Origin of the sequence: Pseudomonas migulae (genome assembly GCF_024169315.1) — a bacterium.
GTDB lineage: Bacteria > Pseudomonadota > Gammaproteobacteria > Pseudomonadales > Pseudomonadaceae > Aquipseudomonas > Aquipseudomonas migulae_B.
In genome coordinates, this window is sequence record NZ_JALJWR010000001.1 from 2840694 (window position 1) to 2865733 (window position 25040).

A 25040-nucleotide genomic window follows, 5' to 3' on the forward strand; every position below is an offset into this window, starting at 1 on the left:
TATTTTTATAAGCAGGGATCTTTGATATCGGGCAGGCTCTGTTGTTAACAATAGGCCAAGCTGTCAGAACGAGAACGCTAAAAGTTATACCAAAAAACAATATTGTACAGGTTTCATCCACGGCGTAGTCTGTACAGAAAGGTAAACGAGGCCCCTATGACTGTACCTATCGCAATCATCGGCACCGGCATCGCCGGACTCTCAGCCGCCCAGGCCCTTACGGAGGCCGGGCATGTCGTTCAACTTTTCGATAAAAGCCGCGGCAGCGGCGGACGCATGTCGAGCAAGCGCAGCGATGCGGGTGCCCTGGACATGGGCGCGCAATATTTCACTGCCCGCGATCGCCGCTTCGTCACGGAAGTCCAGCGCTGGCAAGCCAACGGCTGGGTCGCCGAGTGGACGCCGCAGCTCTACACCTTCCACGGTGGCCAGCTCAATCTGTCGCCGGACGAGCAAACGCGCTGGGTCGGCACGCCACGCATGAGCGCCATCACCCGCGGCCTGATCGGAGATACGCAAGTGCAGTTCGCCTGCCGCATCACCGAGGTCTATCGGGGTGAAGAGCACTGGCACCTGCAGGACGCAGACGGGTTCACCCATGGCCCGTTCAGTCATGTCATCGTCGCTACGCCCGCGCCACAGGCGACCGCATTGCTGGCCTCCGCGCCGAAGCTCGCCGGTGCCGCCGCCGGGGTAAAAATGGACCCGACCTGGGCGGTCGCACTGGCCTTCGATACACCGCTGGACACCCCCATGGAAGGCTGCTTCGTGCAGGACAGCCCGCTCGACTGGCTGGCCCGCAATCGCAGCAAACCGGGGCGTGACAACACGATGGACACCTGGGTGCTGCACGCAACGAGTGCCTGGAGCCGGCAACATATCGACCTGCCCAAAGAGGCCGTGATCGAGCAATTGCATGGCGCGTTCGCCGAACTGCTCCACAGCGCGATGCCCGCCCCCACGTTCAGTCTCGCCCATCGCTGGCTCTACGCCCGCCCCGCCAGCAGCCATGAATGGGGCACTCTGGCCGATGCCGACCTGGGCCTTTATGCGTGTGGCGACTGGTGCCTGTCCGGCCGCGTCGAAGGGGCATGGCTCAGCGGCCAGGAAGCCGCCCGCCGCTTGCACGAACACCTGCAATGAACCGCATCAACCCGAGCAAATTGCTGCTGTCGAAATGGACAGCAGCCCTCCCGCAAAACCGCGAAAAACACTTTCTGGTGACCGAGTTGTTCCGCGACGAGGAAGGCACGGTGCTGGACGTCGAATTGCAGGCAGTGCTGACCAAGCGCAATCAACGCCTGAGTTGGCAAACCCTGAAAAACAGCGACGCGTGGCTCACAGGCTGGAACTAGTGACCTGTAGGAGCGAAGCTTGCTCGCGAACCAGGCGACGCGGTCTTTCAGGAAGAACAGGTTATCGTTCTTCGCCGGCAAGCCTTGCTCCTACAGAAAACTTATACAAACAATTTGACTTGTACACCTTTGAATCTATGATGAAGTACATGTTGTACAGAATAAACAATCTGTACAGGTTCAGATTCGAGGTACTCCGATGCTCCCTGCCAGCGTGAAACCGAAAATCGCTATCAGCGCCTGCCTGATGGGCGCCGAAGTGCGTTTCAACGGCGGTCACAAGGAGTCGCGGCTGTGCAGCCGCACCCTCACTGAATATTTCGATTTCGTCCCGGTATGCCCGGAGGTCGCGATCGGACTCGGCATTCCTCGGCAACCCATCCGATTGGTCGGCGACGCTGATCACCCCGAAGCCGTCGGCACGGTTGACCCCGAACTCAACGTTACCCGGCCGCTGGCCGAGTACGGCGAAAAAATGGCCGTCGAACTGGGCGATATCTGCGGTTATATCTTCATGCAGAAATCGCCGTCGTGCGGCCTGGATCGGGTCAAGGTGTATCACGCCAATGGCGCACCGGTAGACGGCGGTGGCCGAGGCATCTACGCCCAGGCGTTCTGTGCACGGCATCCGGATCTGCCGGTGGAAGAAGACGGTCGGCTCAATGACCCGGTGCTGCGGGAAAACTTCCTCACCCGCGTGTTCGCCTACAGCGCCTGGCAACAATTGCTGCAAGCGGGCCTGACTCGCCGCGGACTGACGGAATTTCATTCGCGCTATAAATACCTGCTGATGGCCCACAACCCGGTGCAATACAAAACGTTGGGTAATCTGCTGGGCAACATGGGCCAGATCGACCCGAAAGAACTCGGCCCACGCTATTTCAGCGAACTGATGGCTGCCTTGAAGAAATGCGCCACCCGCCGCACCCACACCAATGTTCTGCAACACATCAGTGGTTACCTCAAACAGGTCATCAGTGCTGAAGACAAACAGGAAGTGCAGCACGTGATTGGCCAGTACCGGCATGGGATCGTGCCGCTGGTGGTGCCATTGACGCTGCTCAAACACTACTTTCGCCAACACCCGGATCCGTACATTGCGCAACAGGTCTACCTGCAACCGCACCCGGAAAACCTCAGCCTGCGAAACGCGATCTAATGAAAACCCTGCTCGACACCAGTGCCACCGAAGACCTCGGCGCCGACTTCAAAAAAGCCCTCGACGAAGGCTGGCTGCCCATTCGTGAAGTGGCCCGGCAGACCGGCGTCAACGCCGTCACCTTGCGTGCCTGGGAACGGCGCTATGGCCTGATCGTGCCGCAACGCACGCCGAAAGGGCATCGGCTGTTCAGCGCTGAACACGTGCAGCGCATTTTGACGATCCTCACCTGGCTCAATCGCGGCGTGGCCGTCAGCCAGGTCAAGCAATTGCTCGACACGCCCCAGGCCTTTACCGAGTCGATCGAAAACGACTGGCAGATTTTGCGCAAAACCTTGCTGCAAGCGGTCACGAACCTGAACGAGCGCACCCTTGATGACACGGTCAATCAGGCGATAGCCTTGTATCCGCCACGGACCTTGTGCGAACACTTGCTGATGCCGTTGCTGGCCGAACTGGAACTGCGCTGGCAAGGCCAGTTTGGCGCCCGGATGGAGTGCGTATTTTTTCACTCCTGGTTACGCAGCAAATTCGGTGCGCGCATCTACCATAACAACCGTCAGTTGCGCACCGCACCGCTGCTGTTGATCAATCAATCGGACCTGCCACTGGAACCGCATCTGTGGCTCACCGCCTGGCTGATCAGCAGCGCCGATTGCCCGGTGGAAGTATTCGATTGGCCACTGCCGGCGGGCGAACTCGCGCTGGCGGTCGATCACCTGCAAGCTCGCGGTGTACTGCTGTATTCCAGCAAAGCCATGAATTTGTCGCAGCTGCCGAAACTTTTGAATGGCGTCAGTTGCCCAAAAATGATCGCCGGACCAACGGTGTGCATTCACCACGCCGAGTTGTCCGCAAAAACTGCAGAAATCGCTGATCTGTTCCTGGCCGAAGACCCGCTATCGGCTCACCAGGATCTGGTTCAGCGCGGGCTTGTTTAATGATGGATGCGGACAAAACCATGCAATTGATCTGGCTGCGCAGCGACTTGCGCCTACATGACAACACGGCCCTTTCGGCCGCCGCGGCCCGCGGCCCGAGTGTGGCGGTGTATCTGCTGAGCCCGGAGCAATGGCAGGCGCATGACGACGCGCCGTGCAAAGTCGATTTCTGGCTGCGCAACCTGAGCGTATTGAGCCGCACGCTGGGCGAACTGAACATTCCCCTGTTGATCCGCACGGCCTCTCGCTGGGATCAAGCACCGAAAGTGCTGCTCGATCTTTGCCTGCAATTGAACATCGACGCGGTGCACGTCAACGAGGAATACGGCGTTCATGAAAGCCGTCGTGACGCAGCGGTGGCCGAACGGCTGAACAGTAACGGCATCGCTTTGCACCGTTATCTCGACCAATTGCTGTTCAAGCCTGGCACCGTGCTGACCAAAACCGGTACCTATTTCCAGGTTTTCAGCCAGTTCCGCAAGGTCTGCTACGACCGTCTGCATCGCTCATTGCCGAGCCTGGTGAAAGCCCCCATGGCGCAGTCGCGACTGAGCATCGACAGCGATGAAATCCCCGCTACTATCGAAGGCTTCGAAACGCCCGGCGAAACCTTGCGCGCCCTCTGGCCCGCCGGTGAAGCCGAAGCCCGACGCCGCCTCGACACCTTCGCCGATGTGCAGATCGACTACTACAAAACCGAGCGGGACTTCCCGGCCAAGCCCGGGACCAGCCAGCTTTCGGCCTACCTCGCTGCCGGGGTCATCTCCCCGCGCCAGTGCCTGCACGCCGCACTGCAAAGCAATCAGGGCGAGTTCGAAAGCGGCAAGGTCGGCGCTGTCACCTGGATCAATGAATTGCTGTGGCGCGAGTTCTACAAACACATTCTGGTGGGGTATCCGCGCGTCTCGCGTCACCGCGCCTTTCGCCCGGAGACCGAAGCGCTGGCCTGGCGCGACGCCCCCGATGAACTGGCGGCCTGGCAAGAAGCGCGTACCGGACTGCCGATCATCGACGCCGCGATGCGCCAACTGCTCGAAACCGGCTGGATGCACAACCGGCTGCGCATGGTGGTGGCGATGTTCCTGACGAAAAACCTGCTGATCGACTGGCGCGAAGGCGAACGGTTTTTCATGCGGCACCTGATTGATGGCGACCTCGCGGCGAACAACGGCGGCTGGCAATGGAGTTCGTCCACCGGCACCGATTCGGCACCCTGGTTCCGCATTTTCAACCCGCTCAGCCAATCCGAAAAATTCGACAGCGAAGGCTTGTTCATCAAGCATTGGCTGCCAGAGTTGGCCAGTCTGGATAAAAAGGACGTGCACAACCCGGCGAACCTTGGCGGCTTGTTCGGGGTGGCAGGTTATCCGTCGCCAATCGTCAATCTAAGTACGAGTCGCGCACGCGCGTTGGCGGCGTTCAAAAACCTGCCATCACGACAGGCCGCGGCAGAAAGCAATGAGTGACTGCAACGTGCGGGCTCTGTTGGATGAATGTTTACCCGTATGGGGCCGGGCGAATGCCTGGTTGAAAAGGAGAACGGGATGAGTTTTACAGCCTCACGACGATATTGGTTGACCGGCGCCGGCAGCGGCATTGGCGCCGCGCTGGCCGAGGAAATTCTGAAATCCGACGCGCAACTGGCCGTCAGCTCACGGTCGGTCGCCCCCCTGAAAATCCTGGCCCAACGCTATCCCGGGCAAGTACTGGTGATGGCCGGTGACCTGACCAACAGCCAGACCGTACGCGAAATCGGCGAGCAAATCGCCAACCTCTGGGGCTCGCTGGATACGGTCATTCTCAACGCGGGGACCTGCGAATATGTAGACGCCCAACAGCTCGACTCATCGATCATCGAGCACGTCGTGCGCACCAACCTGCTGGCGAGCAGTTACTGCATCGAAGCGGCCCTGCCTCTGTTGCGAGCCGGTATCGCGCCGCATCTGGTGGGCATCGCCAGCTCGGTGACTTACCTGCCGCTGCCCCGGGCCGAGGCGCGGGGAGCATCGAAGCCAGGGCTGCGTTATCTGTTCGAAAGGTCGCGCATCGAGCTGGCGCCGCAAGGCATCGAAATCACCGTGGTCAGCCCTGGCGTGGTCAATTCGCCGACGGCGATCAACGATGTACCGGGGTCATTCAGCTGGCCGGTGGGCAAAGCCGCGCGACACGTCTTCACTGAGCTCGGGCACCGCCCACTTGAGATCGCTCTCCCGGCCCTGTTCATGGCAGAGCTCTGGCCACTGCCGAAAATGCCCAGCCGGGTGCAACTGGCCATCGGCAAACGCATTGTCCGCAGGAATCCACCGATCATGGATGTGCCCTGAACATGACCTGATCCCAGGGCTGACCAACGCATCATTTCGGTTGCTACTGGCCAGGTCGCCCGGCCGGGCGTCCGTCAGGCCTTTCACACAGCGCCGACCGACTGACTTACACTGCGCGCCATGAAAACCATTCCCCACACACAAATCGCCGAGCCGGCAGTCACCTGCTCGACCTGCGCAGCCTGCTGCTGCCAGCTCGAAGTCATGCTGATCACCGACACGGGTGTGCCCGAACGATTTATCGATACCGATGATTGGGGTGGGGAAGTCATGCTGCGTCTGGACGACGGCTGGTGCGCCGCGCTGGACCGCAACAGCATGATGTGCACGATCTACGAGAAACGCCCGCTGATCTGCCGGGAGTTCGAGATGGGCGCACCGGAATGCATCGATGAGCGCCAGGGGATTACCACGGCGTATCGTTAGTTTATAGATGTGTTGTCTGGTCTGACGCCTTCGCGGGCAAGCCTCGCTCCTACAAGTCACCGTTGTACCTGTAGGAGCGAGGCTTGCCCGCGAAGCTTTTAGCGTTACAACGGCATCGTGTAGTGCAGCGCGTAGCTCTCTACACCGTTGTTAGGGCTGCTGATACCGGCATTGGAATAGTGCGTCGCGCGAATCCCGACTTCATGTCCGCCCGCAAAGCGCAGGCCAAACCCGAACCGGTCTTCAAACTGGAAGGCACTGCCAAGTTGATTGTTTTCAACTTCGGTATTGGCAAACACCGCGACACCCACGCCCAACTCCACGTACGGCTTGACGTTCTGGCCGGCAAATTCGTAAACCAACACCGGCGAGAACGACAGGCTGTGATTGCTGGAGGCCTCATCGCCCTCCCAGTAGGTGTAGGCGCCGCTCCAGTACCCGGTCAATCGACCGACATCACTCTGCAGCCAGCTCTTGTCCCAATCGAATTGCATGCCCAGCCGATAGGTCATGGTCGACTCGCTGGTCTGGCCGACCGCGAACTCCACGCCTGCCGCCTGTGCGGTAAAGCTTTGCCCCATCAGTGCGGCCGCAATCGCGGCCAAGCAGAATAGTCGCTTCATTAGAAACATCCTTTTCCGAACGATTTCGTAAGGTTTTTTTGTTGCTCACCGCTATAGAAGTCGACGCTTAATCAGAAGTTCACCCAATTATTCGTTCTCCCCAGGATTTTGTTTATCCCTTGAAGCTTTGCACAACGCCAGCGGTATTCCACAGGATCGGCAAGATATTTCTGAAATGCTCCGGATCGGCACTCGTCCAGAACTGCGCAGCACGTGCAGGCCCCTCGGCGAGCAATTCGCGCTCGGCCAACAAACGCTGAAGTTGCCGCGCTACTGCGGCGCCGGTATCAATCAAAGTGATGTCCTCAGGGATCATCTGCTTAAGCATTGGCTTTAGGAAGGGATAATGCGTGCAGCCCAGAATTATCGTGTCGCAGCCGGCGGCGAGCAGCGGCCCGACATACCTGGCCAGCAACTCACGCAGGACGGGGCTGTGCAGATCGCCGTTTTCAATCAACTCCACCAGCCCCGGGCATGGCTGAGTGATCACCCGAACATCGGTGGCGAAGCGATCGAGTAGCGCGGCGAATTTGGCACTCTGCAAGGTGCCGGTGGTAGCGAGCACACCGACCACCCCGCTGCGGGTCGCGGCTGCAGCCGGCTTGACCGCAGGCTCCATGCCGACGATGGGCCACTCGGGATAATCGCGTCGCAAATCCGCAACGCCGGCAACCGTTGCTGTGTTGCAGGCCAGCACCAAGGCCTTGGCGCCCTGCTGCTGAAAAAATTCAGCCATTACGCTGCAACGCTGCTGGATGAATTCCGGGGATTTCTCGCCGTAGGGAATATTCCCGCAGTCGGCGAAGTACAGCAGTGTTTCGTTGGGCAGCAATCGCTGGATCTCGGCCAGCACCGAGAGTCCACCGACACCGGAGTCAAACACGCCAATCGGCGCTTCACGCATGTTTCGGCCCACAGACGCTGCAACCCGGATCACGCTTGACCCGCAGCTCGCGAAAACGCGAACCCAAGGCATCAATCAACAACAAGCGCCCCACCAGCGGTTCGCCGAAACCCACCAACAGCTTCATCGCCTCCAGCGCCTGGAGGCTGCCAACCAGCCCAACCAATGGCCCGACGACGCCGGCTTCACTGCACGTCAGTTCAGCTTCGCTGCCGTGCCCGTATAAACAGTGGTAGCACGGACTTTCCGGGCGACGCGGATCGAACACCGACAATTGCCCTTCGAGGCGAATCGCCGCGCCGCTGACCAAAGGCTTGCCCGCAGCCACGCAGGCGGCGTTGACCGCTTCGCGGGTGGAAAAATTGTCGGAGCAGTCCAGCACCAGTTCCACGGCGGCAACCGCGGCCGCCAAAGAATCTTCGTCCAGCGCAGTACGATGGGCGACTAACGTGATCTCTGGATTGATTGCGTTCAGACGACGGATCGCCGAATCGACCTTGGTCAAGCCAACACTGTCGGTGTCGTGAACGATCTGGCGTTGCAGGTTGGTCAGGTCGACGGTGTCGAAGTCCGCCAGGTGCAGCTCACCGACGCCAGCAGCGGCGAGATAAAGTGCAACCGGCGAGCCGAGCCCGCCGAGACCGACGATCAACACGCGGCTTTCTTTCAGTCGCAGCTGACCGTCGATGTCGACGTGCTGCAACAGAATCTGCCGACTGTAACGCAACAATTCCTGATCATTCAGCACGGCAGGCGCCCCAGGCTGATCCGTTGATGGCCGCCCAGATCGGTGCGGCTGTGGACTTCTTCAAAGCCGCGGGTCTGTAGCAGATCGCGCACGGCTTCGGCTTGATCATAACCGTGTTCGAGCATCAACCAGCCGCTCGCGTCCAGGTAATCCGGTGCCTGGGCGACGATCAGGCGCAAGTCGTCGAGCCCGTCGAGACCCGCCACCAGCGCACTGGCCGGCTCGAAACGTACATCGCCTTCCACCAGATGCGGATCGGTTGAAGCAATGTAAGGTGGATTACTGATGATCAGCTGGAAACGCTGACCTTCCAGCGCGCTGAACCAGTGGCTGCTCAGCACGGTGGCGTTGTTAAGGTGCAGGCGCTGACGATTGCGCTCGGCCAGGGCCACGGCTTCGAGCACACGATCCACGGCCGTGACGGTCCACGCTGGACGTTCACTGGCCAGGGCGAGGGCGATGGCGCCACTGCCGGTGCCGAGGTCGAGGACCTTGGCGGGTGTGGCCGGCAACAATTCCAGCGCGGCCTCCACCAGCAATTCGGTGTCCGGACGCGGGATCAGCGTGTGCGGCGCGACTTCCAGATCGAGTTTCCAGAAACCTTGCTGGCCGAGAATATACGCCACCGGCTCGCCGCTGCGACGGCGTTGCAGGTACTCGGCAAATTTCAGCGCGGCGTCGCTCGGAACAATGCGTTCCGGCCAGGTGTGCAGAAAACTGCGGGACTTGCCCAGCGCCGCCGCCAGCAGCAATTCGGCATCCAGACGCGCCGTCGGCGAGTCGGGTAAATCAGCAGCGCGCAACAGGCTGGCAATGATCGTCATTCGATGGCCGCCAGTTGGTCAGCCTGGTATTCGGCCAGCAACGGCTCGATCACCGCATCGACACCGCCCGCGAGAATTTCATCGAGGGAATACAGCGTCAGGTTGACCCGGTGATCGGTGACCCGGCCCTGGGCGAAGTTGTAAGTGCGAATCCGCTCCGAACGATCCCCGGACCCCACCAGCAATTTACGCTCGCTGGCGATGGCGTTGGCGGCGGCGCTGGTCTGCTGATCGTTGAGCTTGGCCGACAGCCAGGACATCGCCCGGGCGCGGTTTTTGTGCTGGGAACGTTCTTCCTGGCACTCGACGACGATACCGGACGGCAAGTGCGTAATGCGGATCGCCGAGTCGGTCTTGTTGACGTGCTGACCACCGGCACCGGAAGAACGGTAAGTATCGACCCGCAAATCCGCCGGGTTGATCTCGATCGCTTCCTGTTCGTCCGGCTCGGGCAACACCGCCACGGTGCATGCCGAGGTGTGGATGCGCCCCTGGGATTCAGTGGCCGGAACCCGTTGCACGCGGTGCACGCCGGATTCGAATTTCAGCTTGCCGTAAACGTTGTCGCCTTCGACACGAGCGATGACTTCTTTATAGCCGCCGTGTTCGCCGATGTTCTCCGAGAGGATTTCCACCCGCCAGCCACGACGCTCGGCGTAACGCGAATACATGCGGAACAGGTCGCCGGAGAAAATCGCCGCCTCGTCACCGCCAGTGCCGGCGCGGATTTCGAGGAACACGTTGCGCCCGTCATTCGGATCCTTGGGCAGCAAAAGCCGTTGCAGGCTGGCTTCGATCTCGATCAGTTGCTCCTTGGCTTCGCGAACTTCTTCCACGGCCATTTCGCGCATGTCCGGGTCGCTGTCCTTGAGCAGGGCCTGGGCGCCTTCGAGGTCGCTTTGCACCTTGAGCAACTGTTTATAGGTGTCGACGATCGGCTCGACTTCCGCGTATTCCTTGGAATAGGCGCGGAATTTGGTCTGATCGGAAATGACCTCGCCATCGCCAAGCAAGGCGGTCAGTTCCTCGAAACGGTCCTGGAGGATGTCCAGCTTATTGAGCAGTGACGCTTTCATTGCGGTTTTTTATCCGAAAAGCTATCCGATGAGCCCTCACCGAGAGCAAAGAGTTCCTGGGCCATGGCCAGTGCGTCGAGGCGACCTTCGGCAGAGAGCTTTTTCAACTGCACGCTCGGTGCGTGCAAGAGTTTGTTGGTCAGGCCACGCGCCAATTGCACCAGCACGTCTTCGGCGCTGCTGCCGTTGGCGAGCATCCGCTGGGCCTTCTGCAATTCTTCGTCACGCATGCGCTCGCTTTGTTGGCGATAAGCCTTGAGCACATCCACCGCCGCCAGTTCGCGCAGGCGGACCATGAAATCTTCGGCGCCCACCGACACCATTTCTTCCGCCGCTTGCGCAGCGCCCTGACGGCTCTTGAGGTTTTCGGCGACCACTTCGTGGAGATCGTCGACGCTGTAGAGGTAAACGTCGTCCAACTCGCCGACTTCAGGTTCGATATCGCGCGGTACGGCGATGTCCACCATGAAGATCGGTTTGTGTTTGCGCAGCTTCAAGGCGCTTTCAACGGCGCCCTTGCCGAGGATCGGCAACTGGCTGGCGGTGGAACTGATGACGATGTCGCTGCGCACCAGTTCGGCCGGGATGTCCGAGAGTAAAACGGCATGAGCGCCAAACTGCTCGGCCAGAATGCTTGCGCGCTCCAGGGTGCGGTTGGCGACGACGATGCGTTTTACCCCGAGCTCATGCAAATGACGGGCGACCAGGGTGATGGTCTCGCCAGCGCCGATCAGCAAGGCCTGGCTGCGTTGCAAGTCACTGAAAATCTGTTTCGCCAGGCTGACCGCGGCAAACGCCACGGACACCGGGTTTTCGCCGATGGCCGTGTCGGTGCGCACTTGCTTGGCCGCATTGAACGTCGCCTGGAACAGACGCCCGAGCAGCGGACCGATGGTGCCAGCCTCGCGGGCCACGGCGTAGCAGGATTTCATCTGGCCGAGAATCTGCGGTTCGCCCAACACCAGCGAATCGAGCCCGGAGGCAACCCGCATCATGTGACGAACTGCCGCATCATCTTCGTGCACATAAGCGCTCGCGCGCAGCTCTTCGAGGCTCAAATGGTGATAATCGGCCAGCCAGCGCAGCACAACGTCAGCCGAAAGGTGATCCTGTTCTATATAGAGTTCACTGCGATTGCAGGTGGAGAGGATCGCAGCTTCGCGGCTGTCGGTGAGTCGGCAGAGCTGCTGCAGGGCCTCAACCAGCTGCTCAGGGGTAAAGGCCACGCGCTCGCGGACGTCTACTGAAGCAGTCTTGTGGTTAATACCGAGTGCAAGGAAGGCCATTCAAAGTCGCTGGTGGTGACGTGAAGCCGGCAATTGTCCTACTTCGACAGAGCCAGAACAACTACTCGATATCTATTGGCCCGGTAGACGACACTCGACATTGCGAGCGGTTCTCGTTTACACGAGGCGTACACCGGCCCCTGTGGGAGCTGGCTTGCCAGCGATGGACTGACAAACACCGCTGACGCCCTGTAAAAACCCGTCATCGTTAACGACCATCGCGGGCAAGCCAGCTCCCACAGGACACGGCGCGGAGGGAAAATGCCCGGCCGGTTATGTTTGGCCGAAGGCTTGTGTCATGATGATCCGACCGCAGGTTAGTCGTCCTCTTCCTATATGAATAGATCTTCCGCGTTGCTCCTCGCTTTTGTCTTCCTCAGCGGCTGCCAGGTCATGGCACCCGTTTCACCGGACGGTACGCCGCCGGTCGAAGACAGCACTCCGGCCCCTGAAAAGCCCAAGGTTTACAGCTCATTCAGTGAAGAAACCGTCTTCAGTCTGTTGAGCGCCGAACTGGCTGGCCAACGCAATCGTTTCGACATTGCGCTGGACAACTACGTGACCCAGGCCATCAATACCCAGGATCCGGGCATCTCCGAGCGGGCGTTTCGCATCGCCGAGTACCTGGGCGCCGACCAGGCTGCCCTGGACACCGCGCTGATCTGGGCAAAAAACGCCCCGGACGACCTCGAGGCGCAACGGGCCGCCGCCGTGCAACTGGCGCGCGCCGGGCGCTATGACGACTCCATGGTCTATATGGAGAAAGTCCTGCAAGGCAAGGGCGACACGCATTTCGACTTCCTTGCCCTCTCCGCCGCCGATACCGATCAGGAAACCCGTAACGGGTTGATGAAAAGTTTTGACCGTTTGCTGCAGCGCCACCCACACAACACCCAGCTGACGTTCGGCAAGGCGTTGTTGATGCAACAGGACGGCGACAGCAAAGGCGCACTGGCCTTGCTGGAAGACAATCCGCCGGACGAAGGTGAGATCGCCCCGATCCTGCTGCGCGCACGCTTGCTGCAAACCCTTGATCGCGGCGACGAAGCGTTGCCGTTGCTGCAAAAAAGCATCAAGAAATACCCGGACGACAAACGCCTGCGCCTGACCTACGCGCGCATGCTGGTCGAACAGGACCGCATGGACGACGCCAAAGCCGAGTTCTCGAGCCTGGTTCAGCAGTACCCGGAAGACGACGAACTGCGATATTCCCTGGCACTGGTGTGCCTGGAAGCCAAGGCCTGGGACGAGGCCAAGGGTTACCTCGAAGACTTGATCGCCCGGGAAAGCCATGTCGACTCGGCCCATCTGAACCTCGGCCGTATCGCTGAAGAGCGCAACGATCCCCAGGGTGCACTGATCGAATACGCCCAGGTCGGCCCGGGCAACGACTACCTGCCCGCGCAATTGCGTCAGGCCGATATCCTGATGAACAACGGCAAGACCGCCGAAGCGCAAAGCCGTCTGGCGAGCGAGCGCGACGAGCAGCCCGATTACGCGATTCAGTTGTATCTGATCGAAGCCGAAACGCTGTCCGCCAACAAACAACCGGAAAAGGCCTGGAATGTGTTGCACAAGGCCTTGCAGCAATACCCGGACGATCTGAATCTGCTGTACACCCGCGCCATGCAGGCGGAAAAACGCAATGACCTGGCGCAGATGGAAAAAGACCTGCGCCTGATCATCAAGCGCGACCCGGACAACGCGATGGCGCTGAACGCCCTCGGCTACACCCTGTCCGACCGCACGACGCGTTACGCGGAAGCCAAGGCCCTGATCGAACAGGCGCACCAGATCACCCCGGAAGATCCGGCGGTACTCGACAGCCTCGGCTGGGTGAATTTCCGCCTGGGCAATCTTGATGAAGCCGAGCGGTATTTGCGCCAGGCACTCGATCGCTTCCCCGATCAGGAAGTCGCGGCGCACCTGGGCGAAGTCCTGTGGGCCAATGGCAAGCAACGGGAAGCCAAACAAATCTGGGGCAAGTTCCTCAAGGCACAACCCGACAGCCCAATCCTGCGCGGCACCATCAAGCGCCTGACCGGATCAGAGACTCTTTAAAATCATGTTTTTGCGCCACTTCATCGTTTTCAGTTTTATCGCCCTGCTCGCCGGCTGCGCGGGCTTCGGTGCCCGCGAATCGGTTCAGGGTCAAGGCGACGCCGGTCTATGGCGTGCGCACAAAGAGCAACTGACCAGCCTCGATGGCTGGCAGATCAACGGCAAGATCGGCATCCGCGCGCCAAAAGACTCGGGCAGCGGCACGCTGTTCTGGCTGCAGCGCCAGTCCTATTACGACATCCGCCTTTCGGGCCCTCTGGGTCGCGGCGCCGCACGCCTGACCGGACACCCCGGAAAGGTTTCGCTGGAAGTCGCCAATCAGGGGCGTTACGAAGCGCCGACACCGGAAGTGCTGCTTGAAGAACAGCTCGGGTGGAAGCTGCCCGTATCGCATCTGGCCTGGTGGGTCCGCGGACTCCCGGCGCCGGACAGCAAAAGTCGCCTGACACTGGATGCCGACAGCCGCCTGGCCAATCTGGATCAGGATGGCTGGCAAGTCGAATACCTGAGTTATGCCGAGCAAAACGGCTTCTGGCTGCCCGAGCGGATCAAACTGCATGGCACCGACCTTGATGTCACGCTGGTGATCAAGGAATGGCAACCTCGCAAACTGGGGCAATGAACATGACCGCCCCACGCTTGACGCTGCCCTCCCCTGCCAAACTCAATCTGATGCTGCACATCCTCGGTCGCCGTGAAGACGGTTACCACGAGTTGCAGACTATTTTTCAGTTTCTCGACTACGGCGATGAAATCACTTTCGCTGTGCGCGACGACGGCGTGATCCAGCTGCACACCGAATTCGACGGCGTTCCCCACGACAGCAATCTGATTGTTCGTGCGGCAAAAAAACTTCAGGAGCAATCCGGTTGTTCGCTCGGGATCGACATCTGGATCGAAAAAATTCTACCCATGGGCGGTGGTATCGGTGGCGGCAGTTCAAATGCCGCGACGACTTTGCTCGGTCTGAATCATCTCTGGCAGCTGGGCTGGAATGAGGATCGGCTGGCCGCACTGGGCCTGACGCTGGGCGCCGACGTCCCGGTTTTCGTGCGTGGACACGCGGCTTTTGCCGAGGGCGTGGGAGAGAAACTCACCCCTGTAGACCCCGAAGAACCGTGGTATCTCGTGCTTGTGCCGCAAGTCTCTGTAAGTACAGCAGAAATTTTTTCAGATCCGTTGTTGACACGTAACTCTTCTCCCATTAAAGTGCGCCCCGTTCCCAAGGGAAACAGTCGAAATGACTGCTTAGCGGTGGTAGCAAGGCGTTATCCAGATGTACGTAACGCATTGAATTTGTTAGGTAAATTTACCGAAGCAAAACTCACCGGAACTGGAAGTTGTGTGTTTGGGGGCTTCCCAAGCAAAGCTGAAGCTGATAAAGTCTCGGCCCTTCTTACAGAGACCCTTACAGGGTTTGTAGCAAAAGGAAGCAACGTTTCGATGTTGCATCGCAAGCTGCAAAGTCTGCTCTAAAAGGAATCGAGTACTGGGTACTCGTTGCAACAGATACAGGGGCGTCGCCAAGCGGTAAGGCAGCAGGTTTTGATCCTGCCATGCGTTGGTTCGAATCCAGCCGCCCCTGCCATTTTCCTATACTCATCCAGGTTACCCTCAGCCTCTAGGTACTGCGCGTGTCCAAGATGATGGTCTTTACGGGGAACGCTAACCCCGATCTGGCTCGACGTGTCGTACGTCAGCTGCATATCCCTCTCGGTGACATCTCTGTCGGTAAGTTCTCCGACGGCGAAATTACAGCCGAGATCAATGAAAACGTCCGCGGTAAAGACGTCTTCATTATTCAGCCGACTTGCGCTCCGACCAACGATAACCTGATGGAACTGGTAGTGATGGCTGATGCCTTCCGCCGCTCCTCGGCTACTCGTATTACTGCTGTTATTCCTTACTTTGGTTATGCCCGTCAGGATCGCCGTCCGCGTTCCGCACGTGTGGCTATCAGCGCGAAAGTCGTTGCTGACATGCTTACCGTAGTCGGCATCGACCGTGTTCTCACGGTTGATCTGCATGCTGACCAGATTCAGGGTTTCTTCGATATTCCGGTAGATAACATCTACGGCTCCCCGGTATTGGTGGATGACATTGAAGATCAGCGCTTCGAAAACCTGATGATCGTGTCCCCGGACATTGGTGGCGTCGTGCGTGCACGTGCTGTTGCCAAATCCCTGGGCGTGGATCTCGGGATCATCGACAAACGCCGTGAGAAAGCCAATCACTCTGAAGTGATGCATATCATCGGTGATGTCGAAGGGCGTACCTGTATTCTGGTCGATGACATGGTCGATACCGCCGGCACTCTGTGCCACGCGGCCAAGGCCTTGAAAGAGCATGGCGCTGCCAAGGTTTTCGCCTACTGCACACACCCTGTGCTGTCCGGTCGGGCGATCGAAAACATTGAAAATTCCATGCTGGACGAACTGGTGGTGACTAACACCATCCCGTTGTCCGCTGCTGCTCAAGCCTGCTCGCGTATCCGTCAACTGGATATCGCGCCGGTTGTTGCCGAAGCGGTCCGCCGCATCAGCAATGAAGAATCGATCAGCGCGATGTTCCGCTAAGGGCCCTGCCCTTCTCGAACATCTCGTTGACGAAAAGCGCCCCGCCCCGGCATTCCTGTCGGGGCGGGGCTTTTTTGCCCATATCGCCTTTAGCGCTGGTCGCAACCGCTGGGGCGAATGTGGTTATTTTGGAGATACAACATGAACGATTTTACTCTGAATGCTGAAGTGCGTTCCGACCTGGGGAAAGGTGCGAGCCGCCGCCTGCGTCGTCTCGCAAGCCTGGTACCAGCTGTAGTTTACGGTGGCGAAAAAGCCCCTGAATCCATCAGCATGCTGGCTAAAGAAGTTGCCAAACTGCTCGAAAACGAAGCGGCTTACAGCCACATCATCGAGCTGAACGTTGGCGGCACCAAGCAAAACGTAATCATCAAGGCTCTGCAGCGTCACCCGGCCAAAGGCCACGTGATGCACGCTGACTTCGTACGCGTTGTAGCTGGCCAGAAACTGACCGCTATCGTGCCTGTACACTTTGTTGGTGAAGAAGCTCCGATCAAGAAAGGCGGCGAAGTTTCGCACGTTGTAGCCGAGATCGAAGTTAGCTGCCTGCCAAAAGACCTGCCTGAATTCATCGAAGTCGACCTGGCTAACGCCGAAATCGGCTCGATCATTCACCTGTCCGACCTCAAAGCCCCTAAAGGCGTTGAGTTTGTTGCTCTGGCACACGGCGATGACAAGGCTGTTGCCAACGTCCACGCTCCACGTGTTGCTCCAGAAGCTACTGAAGAAGGCGCAGCAGAGTAATTCACTCTGTGATGCCGGAGTGACCCGGTAACATCGCGGACTGGAACGTAGCGAGAAAGCGGGCGAGAACGCGGAGTTTACATAATGGTAAATGAGCACTTGTCGTCCACTTTCGCCGCACACCCAGATTGCGGCGATGTTATCCACCACTCCAAGGAAGGGCCCCTATCGTGACTGCCATTAAACTGATCGTTGGCCTGGGAAATCCAGGCGCTGAATACGAACAGACCCGGCATAACGCAGGGGCCCTTTTTGTTGAGCGCATCGCGAACGCACAAGGCGTAAACCTTGTGGCGGATCGCAAATATTTCGGCCTGACCGGGCGCTATTCGCATCAGGGTCAGGATGTTCGTCTGCTGATTCCCACCACGTACATGAACCGCAGCGGCCAGGCCGTGGCGGCACTTGCCGGTTTCTTCCGCATCAAGCCTGAAGAAATACTCGTGGCGCATGACGAACTCGACCTGCCTCCGGGCGTTGCCAAACTCAAACAGGGCGGCGGCCATGGTGGTCACAACGGGTTGCGCGACATCATCGCACAACTGGGCAATCAGAATACCTTCTACCGCTTGCGGCTTGGCATTGGCCACCCGGGCGTAGCCAGTATGGTTTCAAATTTCGTCCTGGGTCGTGCGCCACGCGCCGAACAGGAAAAACTCGATGCCAGCATCGACTTTGCCCTCGGCGTGCTGCCGGATATCCTCGCCGGGGAATGGAACCGCGCGATGAAAAACCTGCACAGCCAGAAGGCCTGACTCTTATCCGAGGGGAAACACCATGGGATTCAATTGCGGCATCGTCGGCCTGCCTAACGTCGGCAAGTCCACCCTGTTCAACGCCCTGACCAAATCCGGGATCGCGGCCGAGAACTTCCCCTTCTGCACTATCGAGCCGAACACCGGTATCGTGCCGATGCCGGATCCACGTCTGGAAGCCCTGGCGGCCATCGTCAATCCAAAGCGCATCCTGCCGACCACCATGGAATTCGTCGACATCGCGGGCCTCGTCGCCGGCGCCTCGAAAGGTGAAGGCCTGGGCAACAAGTTCCTCGCCAACATCCGTGAAACCGATGCGATCGCCCACGTGGTCCGCTGCTTCGAAGACGAGAACGTGATTCACGTCTCCAACAGCGTCGACCCGAAACGCGACATCGAAATCATCGACCTGGAACTGATCTTCGCCGACCTCGACAGCTGCGAAAAGCAACTGCAGAAAGTCGCCCGCAACGCCAAGGGTGGTGACAAGGACGCTGTTGTCCAGAAGGGTCTGTTGGAGCAGTTGATCGCTCACTTCACTCTCGGCAAGCCAGCGCGTACCCTGATGAAGAACATGGGTGCCGACGACAAGGCGGTGATCCGTGGCTTCCACCTGCTGACCACCAAGCCGGTCATGTACATCGCCAACGTCGCTGAAGACGGTTTCGAGAACAACCCGCTGCTGGACATCGTCAAAGCCATCGCCGAAGAAGAAGGCGCCATGGTGGTTCCGGTCTGCAACAAGATCGAAGCCGAAATCGCCGAACTGGAAGACGGCGAAGAAAAAGACATGTTCCTCGAAGCCCTGGGCCTCGAAGAGCCTGGCTTGAACCGAGTGATCCGCGCCGGCTACGAAATGCTGCACCTGCAGACCTACTTCACCGCCGGTGTCGAAGAAGTCCGCGCCTGGACCGTCCGCGTCGGTGCCACCGCACCACAAGCCGCTGGCGTGATCCACACCGACTTCGAAAAAGGCTTCATCCGCGCCGAAGTCATCGCCTACGACGACTTCATCCAGTACAAGGGCGAAGCCGGCACCAAAGAAGCCGGTAAATGGCGTCTGGAAGGCAAGGACTACATCGTGAAAGACGGCGACGTGATGCACTTCCGTTTCAACGTGTAAAAGCTATCACCCAAGAAAAAGCCGCGTTTGATACGCGGCTTTTTTGTGCCTGATACCTCCGTATCCTGTAGGAGCGAGGCTTGCCCGCGAAGCTTTTAGCGTCCGTGATGACGCCTTCGCGGGCAAGCCTCGCTCCTACAGGGGAACCGTGCTCAGGCTTTTTTGGTTCTTGGCAAGAAGATCGCCAACACACCCAACAACGGCAGGAACGAACACAGGAAGTACACGTACTCAATGCCCTGCGCATCCGCCAGATACCCCAGCAACGCCGCGCCAATCCCGCCGAAGCCGAACATCAGTCCAAAGAACACCCCGGCAATCATCCCGACATTCCCCGGCACCAATTCCTGCGCATACACCACGATGGCCGAGAACGCAGAGGCGAGGATGAAGCCAATCACCACGCTCAGAATACTGGTCCAGAACAGGTCAACATGCGGCAGGATCAGCGTGAACGGCGCCACGCCGAGGATCGAAAACCAGATCACCGCCTTGCGCCCGATCTTGTCGCCGATCGGCCCACCGAAGAACGTCCCCGCCGCCACTGCCCCCAGGAACAGGAACAAGTGCAGCTGCGAACTGGCCACCGACAGGTCGAACTTCTCGATCAGGTAAAAGGTGAAGTAGCTGGTGAAACTGGCCATGTAGAAATACTTGGAGAACACCAGCAAGCCGAGCACCACCAGCGCGCTGATGACCCGGCCTTTCGACAAGCCATGCGTCGCTGCCTGGCCTTGCTTGAGTTTGAACAGGCTCAGATGATTGGCGTACCAGCGGCTTATCCGGTAAAGCACGAATAGCGCAAACACCGCGAACAACCCGAACCACGCCACATGACCCTGACCGAACGGAATGATGATCGCCGCCGCCAGCAATGGACCGAACGCGGAGCCCGCGTTACCGCCGACCTGGAATGTCGATTGCGCCAGACCAAATCGCCCGCCCGACGCCAGCCGCGCCACGCGAGACGCTTCCGGGTGAAAGGTCGACGAGCCGATGCCGATCAACCCCGCCGCCAGCAGAATCAATGGAAAGGTGCCGACCACCGACATCATCAAAATGCCGATCAAGGTGCACACCGTCCCGGCCGGCAGCAGCCAGGGTTTGGGGTGGCGATCGGTGTGGTAACCGACCCATGGCTGCAACAGCGAGGCGGTCAGTTGGAAGGTCAGGGTGATCAGGCCGACCTGGGTGAAGGTCAGGCCATAGTTGGCCTTGAGCATCGGATAGATCGACGGCAATACCGACTGAATCAGGTCGTTGATCAAATGCGCCAGCGCCACGGCGCCGATGATGCGCATGACCAGAGGGCTGCTTTGTGAAGTCGCGGACGCCGGCGGCGTGCCGGTCTGGGCGTTGCTGATAGCCATGGGAATTTCCGTACAGCAGATGGGTGCACACGGGCAGGTGCGTCAATGTGCCATTTTTCAGTGCAGCAGCGCCATCCCCTTAGCCAGCTAACGAACTAAATTCAGACGTTGATAGCTCAACGCCATGGTCTGAATCTTGCCTTCTTTATCCTCTTCAACGCGGCGCCCTTACAAAGGGCACCGAGAATGGGAAGTTTCGCTACAGAGTCGGCCTACAGAGCTGACGAGGGTGAACTTTCGAGGCCTTTAAAAAGGGCACGAGTCGCGGTCGCAACGACCTCGACGCACGCGATTGGTGCGTGGTGTCCAGAGGAGTCATGGGGCATGCAGGCTTTTTTATCTCCGGGGATCGGGTTGCTCGGGCGTTTTGGTTTCGCCCGCAAGTTTCAGCTGTTGTTTCTGCTGTTTATCCTGCCACTCGCGGGCAGCCTGCTGATGATCGGCCAGGACTATCGCGCCAAACTGAACCTGATCTCCGGCGAGCGTGCCGGGGTCCGGCAACTGCTGGCGCTGGATGCACTGGATAACCTCCTCGCCGCCCAGCGTGACCGCGCTGCACGCTGGCGCGCCACCGAGACCAACCGCCAGCCGACACCGGCCACGCTCGCGGCGATGGGCGCGTTCGATGCGGTTCAGCCAGCAGTCGCCCAGGCCACCACGGACCTCGGCAACGCGCTGCAAACCGAAGGCGCCGAGGGCGAAACGCTTGCCCGCTATCAAGCCCTGCAAACCGCCCTCAATGGCCTCGACTCGAAAAGCCTGAGCAGCGTCGGCTGGTGGCCGGACGGCTACGACCGCTTCACCAATGCCTTGAGCGCTCTGCAAGCCCTGCGCGAACAGATCGCCATGGACAATCGCCTGACGCTCGCACCGTGGCTGGAAACCTACCTGCTGACGCAGATCTCGACGCAACACGCGCCGGACCTGATCGAGCGGGTCGGCCGCCTGGCCAGCGTCGGCCAGGCATCCGTGGTGTCGGGTCAGTTCACCCTGCAAAGCCGTCTGCAACTGCGCGACCTGCGCAGCCGCATCGGCGACGCCCGTGAGCAACTGGTGAAAACCGCAACGCTGCTGGAAGCACGTCTGCCCAGTGCCTTGCAGGCCTGGGCCGGGCAATACCATGACAGCCTCAAACACCTCGATGCCGAGCTGAAAGTCCTCGATGACGGTGTGTTCGGTGGCAGCATCAAACTCAAGCCTGAAGAATTCGAACGCAGCCTGGACGGCCTGCTCACCGACCTCGCTTCGTTGCGCCAGCAGTCGTTGGTCTCGCTGGACCAGCGTCTGGATTACTACCACGGCTCGGCGATCCGCCAGTTCATTGTCGTGGCAGCGATCTTTGGTTGCCTGCTGCTGGCCGCGTTGTACCTGTTCATCTGCTTGCAGGCCTCGATCCGTCGCAGCGCCAGCGGCATCACGCTGTTGGCCGAAGCCTTGCGCGACGGCAATCTGAGCCTGCAAGTGCCGGTTGAAGGCCGCGACGAACTGGCGGCGATCAGCACCGCACTCAACGTCGCCGTGGTGCAATTGCGCAACAGCTTGCTGGGAGTCGATCACGAAACCCTGCAGCTGAGTAATGCAGTGCGCACGCTCAACCATCATTCCAGCGGTGCGTTGGGTGAGGTCGAAGCGCAGCAATTGCAGATCAGTCAGATCGCGGCGGCGGCCACGCAATTGGCCGCTACCTCTCAAGGCGTTGCCCAGAGTTGCGAACAGGCTTCCGGCAGCGCCCAGCACACCCAGCGCATTGCCGCCGACAGCAGCCGTGACAGCCAACGCACCACCGCGAGCATTCAGCAACTCAATCAGCGTTTGAACGAAACGGCAGCGGCTCTCGGGCGGGTCAGCGAACAAGGCCAGCAGATTCAGTTGGTGGTCGACACCATTCGCGGGGTTGCCGAGCAGACCAATCTGTTGGCGCTCAACGCCGCCATCGAAGCCGCTCGTGCGGGTGAACAGGGTCGAGGCTTTGCGGTGGTGGCTGATGAAGTGCGCAGCCTGTCGCAACGCACCCAATCGTCCACCGCGCAGATTGCCGGCACCGTCGACAGTCTACGCAGCACGGTGAATGAAGCCGTGAGCCTGATGGAAGCCGCCTGCGGCCAGGCGCAATCCGATGCGCAAGCGGTCACCGGCCTCGGCGAGCGACTGGGAGAAATCGCCAGCGCCGTGCAGAGTGTCACCGACACCCTGGCGCAGATCGCCACCGCGGTCGACGAGCAAGCCACCACTGCCGACGAAGTCAGCGGCAACATCCAGCAAGTCGATCAGGCTGCCGTGCGCTTGCTCGAAGGCGCACGGGCAGTGAATCAGGCCGCGGACACCTTGAGCCAGGGCAGCAAGGCCTTGAGCGACAACACGGGACGGTTTCGCCTGACTGTCTAGCTCTGTTTTTTGTAGGAGCCGGCTTGCTGGCGAAGAACGATCACGCGGTTTGTCTGGCGAGCCGCGGTATCTGGATCGCCAGACAAACCGGCTCCTACAGATATCGGTTCAGGACGGGATTATCGCTTCTGGAAAGTCCTGCTCCAGTTCGGTTTTCAGCCACTGAATGAACCACGACACATCCGCCGAGAGTTCGGCGGATGGCGTCAACACACGATAGCTTTCCAGTTTTACTTCCGCGTCCAGCACCCGCACCAGCGCGCCGCTTTCAAGTTCTTCACGCACCAACACTTCGTTGGCCAGTGCGATGCCCTGCCCGCTCTCGGCGACCGACAGCGCGTGGTCGTTGTTGACGTACAGCATGTCCGAGTTGAGGTGCACATCCAGATCGTGGGCGGCGAACCACAGGTTCCACCACTCGCCGTCATCAACGTGAATCAGGTTGTGTTTCACCAGATCGGCAGGACCGCCGACGGGGTCGATGCTGGCGAGATAATCCGGCGTACAGATCGGAAATACGCGCGGGCGGATCAGGCTGACGCGGGAATGCGCGTACTGCCCGTCCACGCCGTAGACAATCCCGAGGTCGGCGCTCTTGCCATCGACATCGGTGAACGTCGAATTGGGCTCGATGGCGAACTTCAGACCCGGTCGCAAATGGCGCATGCCTTCAATGCGTGGCATCAGCCAGCGCTTGGCAAACCCCGGCACCACCATGATGCGCAGCCAGCGCTCGGCATCCCTGGGCCGGGCTTCCTTGCCAGCCTCGATCATCAGCTGCAAGGCAGCAGCAATCTTGCGGTGATATTTCTCCCCCGCCAACGTCAAGGTCACACCACGAGACGTGCGCTCGAACAGTTGAACGCCCAGCCATTCCTCCAGCAATTTTACGTGCCGCCCGATGGCTGGCTGAGTCACATGCAGCGCCTTCGAGGCCTCGACGTAGCTGCCCAGACGAGCCGCCGCATCAAAGGCACGCACCGCATTCAGTGGCGGTAAACGGTGATCAGGCATGGGGTTGGCCGCCTTCTGCTATTAAATTATTTAACAGGTCGTATGTTAAAATTGAAGTGTCGCCCCCGCAACCCCTCACTGATAATCCAGGCACAGCAAAACAAAAAACAGCTGGCTCAAAACACCCGAACACATCTCGATCCTGCCCAAAAAAATAATATCCATGGCCCGACGGTGCTGCTGATATCAGCGTATTCGCAGGCGATGGGGGAATCGGAGGTAACGCATGAATGCCCTGCATTCGCTGCAAACACTGGCGGTGTCCATCCGCTCGGTGCGCAAAGTCTACGGTGATCCACAGTCCGGCCCGGTGGCGCTGAAAAGCATCGACCTGGACATTCGCGACAACGAATTCTTCACCCTCCTCGGCCCTTCCGGCTGCGGTAAAACCACACTCTTACGGATGATCGCCGGGTTCGAGTTTCCGACCGAGGGCGAGATTCTGCTCTACGGCGAAAACATCGCCGACCGCCCGCCGTTCGAACGCCCGGTCAACACGGTGTTCCAGCATTACGCGCTGTTCCCGCACATGACCATCGCCGAGAACCTGGCCTTCGGCCTCGAATCGCACCCGATGGGCAAGGTCATGAACAAGTCCCAGGTCGCCGAGCGTGTGCGTGAAATGCTTGCGCTGGTACAGATGGAACGTTTCGCCGCACGCAAACCGGCGCAACTTTCCGGCGGCCAGCAACAGCGCGTTGCCCTGGCGCGGGCACTGGCACCGCACCCCAAAGTGTTGCTGCTCGACGAGCCGCTCTCGGCCCTCGACCTCAAGCTGCGCCAGGCCATGCGCGAAGAGCTGAAAACCATCCAGGCCAAGACCGGCATCACCTTCATCTTCGTCACCCATGACCAGGAAGAAGCGCTGACCATGTCCGACCGCATCGCCGTGCTGTCCGAAGGCGAAGTGCAGCAGGTCGGCCGCCCGGAAGACATCTACGAACGCCCGCGCAATCGCTTCGTGGCGGACTTTATCGGCGAAACCAACTTCATCGAAGGCACGGTCACACGCGTCGAGAACGGCCAGGCCTGGTTCGCAGGCCCCGCCGGTCATCCGTTGCCGGCACAACCCTGCAGCGACGCTCAGATCGGCGCCAACGTCGCGCTGTCCGTGCGCCCGGAGCGTCTGCACCTCGTGCCTGGCGACACCGACGGCGCGCTGCCGTGTCGGATCGATGCGCAGATCTACCTCGGCACCGACCTGCAATATCAAGTCAGCCTGAGTGACGGCTCGCGCCTCACCGTGCGCACGCCCAACAACGTCGACCGCAGTCTGCGCTTCGCCGTGGGCACTCAGGCCGGCCTGTTGTTTGACAGCGGCAGCGCCAGCGTCCTGCACGATTGAG

24 protein-coding genes and 1 tRNA gene are annotated in these 25040 nt (G+C 59.7%); 17 read left to right on the plus strand and 8 right to left on the minus strand.

Going from position 1 to position 25040, the window contains the following annotated elements; all coding sequences use genetic code 11:
- The first annotated feature begins 156 nt into the window (after positions 1–156).
- The 7 genes from J2Y86_RS12990 to J2Y86_RS13020 all read left to right on the plus strand — a co-directional run bounded on the left by J2Y86_RS12990 (position 157) and on the right by J2Y86_RS13020 (position 6205).
- Positions 157–1143 (plus strand): NAD(P)/FAD-dependent oxidoreductase, encoded by a 987-nt coding sequence (locus J2Y86_RS12990; RefSeq protein ID WP_253431848.1) that lies wholly within the window; start codon positions 157–159, stop codon positions 1141–1143.
- Positions 1140–1355, plus strand: coding sequence for a TIGR02450 family Trp-rich protein (locus tag J2Y86_RS12995; protein ID WP_253431851.1), 216 nt, complete (start codon positions 1140–1142; stop codon positions 1353–1355). Before J2Y86_RS12990 ends, J2Y86_RS12995 begins: the two co-directional genes overlap by 4 nt.
- Positions 1356–1554: 199 nt before the next feature.
- Positions 1555–2514, plus strand: coding sequence for a YbgA family protein (locus tag J2Y86_RS13000; RefSeq protein WP_253431854.1), 960 nt, complete (start codon positions 1555–1557; stop codon positions 2512–2514).
- Positions 2514–3455: a MerR family transcriptional regulator gene (locus tag J2Y86_RS13005; RefSeq protein WP_253431858.1), complete on the plus strand. Its 942-nt coding sequence runs from the start codon at positions 2514–2516 to the stop codon at positions 3453–3455. Before J2Y86_RS13000 ends, J2Y86_RS13005 begins: the two co-directional genes overlap by 1 nt.
- A 20-nt stretch (positions 3456–3475) precedes the next feature.
- Positions 3476–4921: a deoxyribodipyrimidine photo-lyase gene (gene phrB, locus J2Y86_RS13010; protein WP_253431861.1), complete on the plus strand. Its 1446-nt coding sequence runs from the start codon at positions 3476–3478 to the stop codon at positions 4919–4921.
- A 78-nt stretch (positions 4922–4999) separates the two neighbouring features.
- Complete coding sequence (locus J2Y86_RS13015) at positions 5000–5779, plus strand: SDR family NAD(P)-dependent oxidoreductase (protein WP_253431863.1); 780 nt, start codon at positions 5000–5002, stop codon at positions 5777–5779.
- A gap of 120 nt (positions 5780–5899) precedes the next feature.
- Positions 5900–6205 carry a YkgJ family cysteine cluster protein gene (locus J2Y86_RS13020; RefSeq protein WP_084320418.1) on the plus strand — a complete coding sequence of 102 codons (306 nt, stop codon included), beginning with the start codon at positions 5900–5902 and terminating at the stop codon, positions 6203–6205.
- Positions 6206–6309: 104 nt separating this feature from the next.
- Here J2Y86_RS13020 and J2Y86_RS13025 read toward each other — a convergent pair whose 3' ends face one another.
- The 6 genes from J2Y86_RS13025 to hemA all read right to left on the minus strand — a co-directional run bounded on the left by J2Y86_RS13025 (position 6310) and on the right by hemA (position 11666).
- Positions 6310–6828: an acyloxyacyl hydrolase gene (locus J2Y86_RS13025; RefSeq protein WP_253431866.1), complete on the minus strand. Its 519-nt coding sequence runs from the start codon at positions 6826–6828 to the stop codon at positions 6310–6312.
- 112 nt (positions 6829–6940) lie between these two features.
- A complete protein-coding gene (gene murI / locus J2Y86_RS13030) occupies positions 6941–7732 on the minus strand; it encodes a glutamate racemase (RefSeq protein WP_253431869.1) in 792 nt (263 codons plus the stop codon).
- Complete coding sequence (locus J2Y86_RS13035) at positions 7725–8480, minus strand: molybdopterin-synthase adenylyltransferase MoeB (RefSeq protein WP_253431873.1); 756 nt, start codon at positions 8478–8480, stop codon at positions 7725–7727. Before J2Y86_RS13035 ends, murI begins: the two co-directional genes overlap by 8 nt.
- Positions 8474–9304 (minus strand): peptide chain release factor N(5)-glutamine methyltransferase, encoded by an 831-nt coding sequence (prmC, locus tag J2Y86_RS13040; RefSeq protein WP_253431876.1) that lies wholly within the window; start codon positions 9302–9304, stop codon positions 8474–8476. Before prmC ends, J2Y86_RS13035 begins: the two co-directional genes overlap by 7 nt.
- Entirely contained in the window at positions 9301–10380 is a 1080-nt protein-coding gene (gene prfA, locus J2Y86_RS13045; RefSeq protein WP_017340754.1) for a peptide chain release factor 1, read from the minus strand. The genes prmC and prfA overlap by 4 nt, the downstream gene beginning before the upstream one ends.
- Positions 10377–11666, minus strand: a complete 1290-nt coding sequence (gene hemA / locus J2Y86_RS13050; protein WP_253431879.1) for a glutamyl-tRNA reductase — start codon at positions 11664–11666, stop codon at positions 10377–10379. The genes prfA and hemA overlap by 4 nt, the downstream gene beginning before the upstream one ends.
- Positions 11667–12002: 336 nt before the next feature.
- Between hemA and J2Y86_RS13055 the strand changes: the two genes are divergently transcribed.
- From J2Y86_RS13055 to ychF, 8 genes are all read left to right on the plus strand, one after another.
- Positions 12003–13727, plus strand: coding sequence for a tetratricopeptide repeat protein (locus J2Y86_RS13055; RefSeq protein ID WP_253431882.1), 1725 nt, complete (start codon positions 12003–12005; stop codon positions 13725–13727).
- A gap of 4 nt (positions 13728–13731) precedes the next feature.
- A complete protein-coding gene (lolB, locus tag J2Y86_RS13060) occupies positions 13732–14349 on the plus strand; it encodes a lipoprotein insertase outer membrane protein LolB (protein ID WP_253431885.1) in 618 nt (205 codons plus the stop codon).
- A 2-nt stretch (positions 14350–14351) separates the two neighbouring features.
- Positions 14352–15203: a 4-(cytidine 5'-diphospho)-2-C-methyl-D-erythritol kinase gene (gene ispE / locus J2Y86_RS13065; protein ID WP_253431889.1), complete on the plus strand. Its 852-nt coding sequence runs from the start codon at positions 14352–14354 to the stop codon at positions 15201–15203.
- A 37-nt stretch (positions 15204–15240) separates the two neighbouring features.
- A tRNA-Gln gene (locus tag J2Y86_RS13070) sits at positions 15241–15315 on the plus strand.
- A gap of 46 nt (positions 15316–15361) precedes the next feature.
- Complete coding sequence (locus tag J2Y86_RS13075) at positions 15362–16303, plus strand: ribose-phosphate pyrophosphokinase (RefSeq protein ID WP_003208392.1); 942 nt, start codon at positions 15362–15364, stop codon at positions 16301–16303.
- Between the two features lie 141 nt (positions 16304–16444).
- Complete coding sequence (locus J2Y86_RS13080; RefSeq protein ID WP_129445115.1) at positions 16445–17047, plus strand: 50S ribosomal protein L25/general stress protein Ctc; 603 nt, start codon at positions 16445–16447, stop codon at positions 17045–17047.
- Positions 17048–17217: 170 nt separating this feature from the next.
- Positions 17218–17802, plus strand: coding sequence for an aminoacyl-tRNA hydrolase (gene pth, locus J2Y86_RS13085; protein ID WP_008037207.1), 585 nt, complete (start codon positions 17218–17220; stop codon positions 17800–17802).
- Between the two features lie 22 nt (positions 17803–17824).
- The gene (gene ychF / locus J2Y86_RS13090; RefSeq protein ID WP_008011955.1) at positions 17825–18925 is read left to right on the plus strand and encodes a redox-regulated ATPase YchF; all 1101 of its coding nucleotides are present in this window, start codon (positions 17825–17827) and stop codon (positions 18923–18925) included.
- 152 nt (positions 18926–19077) lie between these two features.
- On the opposite strand, the gene J2Y86_RS13095 is transcribed toward ychF, so the two are convergent.
- On the minus strand, positions 19078–20295 hold the full coding sequence (locus J2Y86_RS13095) for an MFS transporter (RefSeq protein ID WP_253431893.1): 1218 nt from the start codon (positions 20293–20295) through the stop codon (positions 19078–19080).
- A 324-nt stretch (positions 20296–20619) separates the two neighbouring features.
- Between J2Y86_RS13095 and J2Y86_RS13100 the strand changes: the two genes are divergently transcribed.
- Positions 20620–22680: a methyl-accepting chemotaxis protein gene (locus J2Y86_RS13100; RefSeq protein ID WP_253431897.1), complete on the plus strand. Its 2061-nt coding sequence runs from the start codon at positions 20620–20622 to the stop codon at positions 22678–22680.
- A 108-nt stretch (positions 22681–22788) separates the two neighbouring features.
- Here the strand turns inward: J2Y86_RS13100 and J2Y86_RS13105 are convergent, their stop codons facing one another.
- A complete protein-coding gene (locus tag J2Y86_RS13105; protein WP_253431901.1) occupies positions 22789–23694 on the minus strand; it encodes a LysR substrate-binding domain-containing protein in 906 nt (301 codons plus the stop codon).
- 226 nt (positions 23695–23920) lie between these two features.
- Between J2Y86_RS13105 and J2Y86_RS13110 the strand changes: the two genes are divergently transcribed.
- Positions 23921–25039, plus strand: coding sequence for an ABC transporter ATP-binding protein (locus J2Y86_RS13110; RefSeq protein WP_253431905.1), 1119 nt, complete (start codon positions 23921–23923; stop codon positions 25037–25039).
- The last annotated feature ends 1 nt before the right edge of the window (position 25040 follow it).

What these genes read in the sequence shown, in the direction of transcription:
- J2Y86_RS12990 (WP_253431848.1), top strand. Translation starts at nt 157, where the DNA reads ATGACTGTACCTATCGCAATCATCGGCACCGGCATCGCCGGACTCTCA.
- J2Y86_RS12995 (WP_253431851.1), top strand. Translation starts at nt 1,140, where the DNA reads ATGAACCGCATCAACCCGAGCAAATTGCTGCTGTCGAAATGGACAGCA.
- J2Y86_RS13000 (WP_253431854.1), top strand. Translation starts at nt 1,555, where the DNA reads ATGCTCCCTGCCAGCGTGAAACCGAAAATCGCTATCAGCGCCTGCCTG.
- J2Y86_RS13005 (WP_253431858.1), top strand. Translation starts at nt 2,514, where the DNA reads ATGAAAACCCTGCTCGACACCAGTGCCACCGAAGACCTCGGCGCCGAC.
- phrB (WP_253431861.1), top strand. Translation starts at nt 3,476, where the DNA reads ATGCAATTGATCTGGCTGCGCAGCGACTTGCGCCTACATGACAACACG.
- J2Y86_RS13015 (WP_253431863.1), top strand. Translation starts at nt 5,000, where the DNA reads ATGAGTTTTACAGCCTCACGACGATATTGGTTGACCGGCGCCGGCAGC.
- J2Y86_RS13020 (WP_084320418.1), top strand. Translation starts at nt 5,900, where the DNA reads ATGAAAACCATTCCCCACACACAAATCGCCGAGCCGGCAGTCACCTGC.
- J2Y86_RS13025 (WP_253431866.1), bottom strand. Translation starts at nt 6,828, where the DNA reads ATGAAGCGACTATTCTGCTTGGCCGCGATTGCGGCCGCACTGATGGGG.
- murI (WP_253431869.1), bottom strand. Translation starts at nt 7,732, where the DNA reads ATGCGTGAAGCGCCGATTGGCGTGTTTGACTCCGGTGTCGGTGGACTC.
- prmC (WP_253431876.1), bottom strand. Translation starts at nt 9,304, where the DNA reads ATGACGATCATTGCCAGCCTGTTGCGCGCTGCTGATTTACCCGACTCG.
- prfA (WP_017340754.1), bottom strand. Translation starts at nt 10,380, where the DNA reads ATGAAAGCGTCACTGCTCAATAAGCTGGACATCCTCCAGGACCGTTTC.
- hemA (WP_253431879.1), bottom strand. Translation starts at nt 11,666, where the DNA reads ATGGCCTTCCTTGCACTCGGTATTAACCACAAGACTGCTTCAGTAGAC.
- J2Y86_RS13055 (WP_253431882.1), top strand. Translation starts at nt 12,003, where the DNA reads ATGAATAGATCTTCCGCGTTGCTCCTCGCTTTTGTCTTCCTCAGCGGC.
- lolB (WP_253431885.1), top strand. Translation starts at nt 13,732, where the DNA reads ATGTTTTTGCGCCACTTCATCGTTTTCAGTTTTATCGCCCTGCTCGCC.
- ispE (WP_253431889.1), top strand. Translation starts at nt 14,352, where the DNA reads ATGACCGCCCCACGCTTGACGCTGCCCTCCCCTGCCAAACTCAATCTG.
- J2Y86_RS13080 (WP_129445115.1), top strand. Translation starts at nt 16,445, where the DNA reads ATGAACGATTTTACTCTGAATGCTGAAGTGCGTTCCGACCTGGGGAAA.
- ychF (WP_008011955.1), top strand. Translation starts at nt 17,825, where the DNA reads ATGGGATTCAATTGCGGCATCGTCGGCCTGCCTAACGTCGGCAAGTCC.
- J2Y86_RS13095 (WP_253431893.1), bottom strand. Translation starts at nt 20,295, where the DNA reads ATGGCTATCAGCAACGCCCAGACCGGCACGCCGCCGGCGTCCGCGACT.
- J2Y86_RS13100 (WP_253431897.1), top strand. Translation starts at nt 20,620, where the DNA reads ATGCAGGCTTTTTTATCTCCGGGGATCGGGTTGCTCGGGCGTTTTGGT.
- J2Y86_RS13105 (WP_253431901.1), bottom strand. Translation starts at nt 23,694, where the DNA reads ATGCCTGATCACCGTTTACCGCCACTGAATGCGGTGCGTGCCTTTGAT.
- J2Y86_RS13110 (WP_253431905.1), top strand. Translation starts at nt 23,921, where the DNA reads ATGAATGCCCTGCATTCGCTGCAAACACTGGCGGTGTCCATCCGCTCG.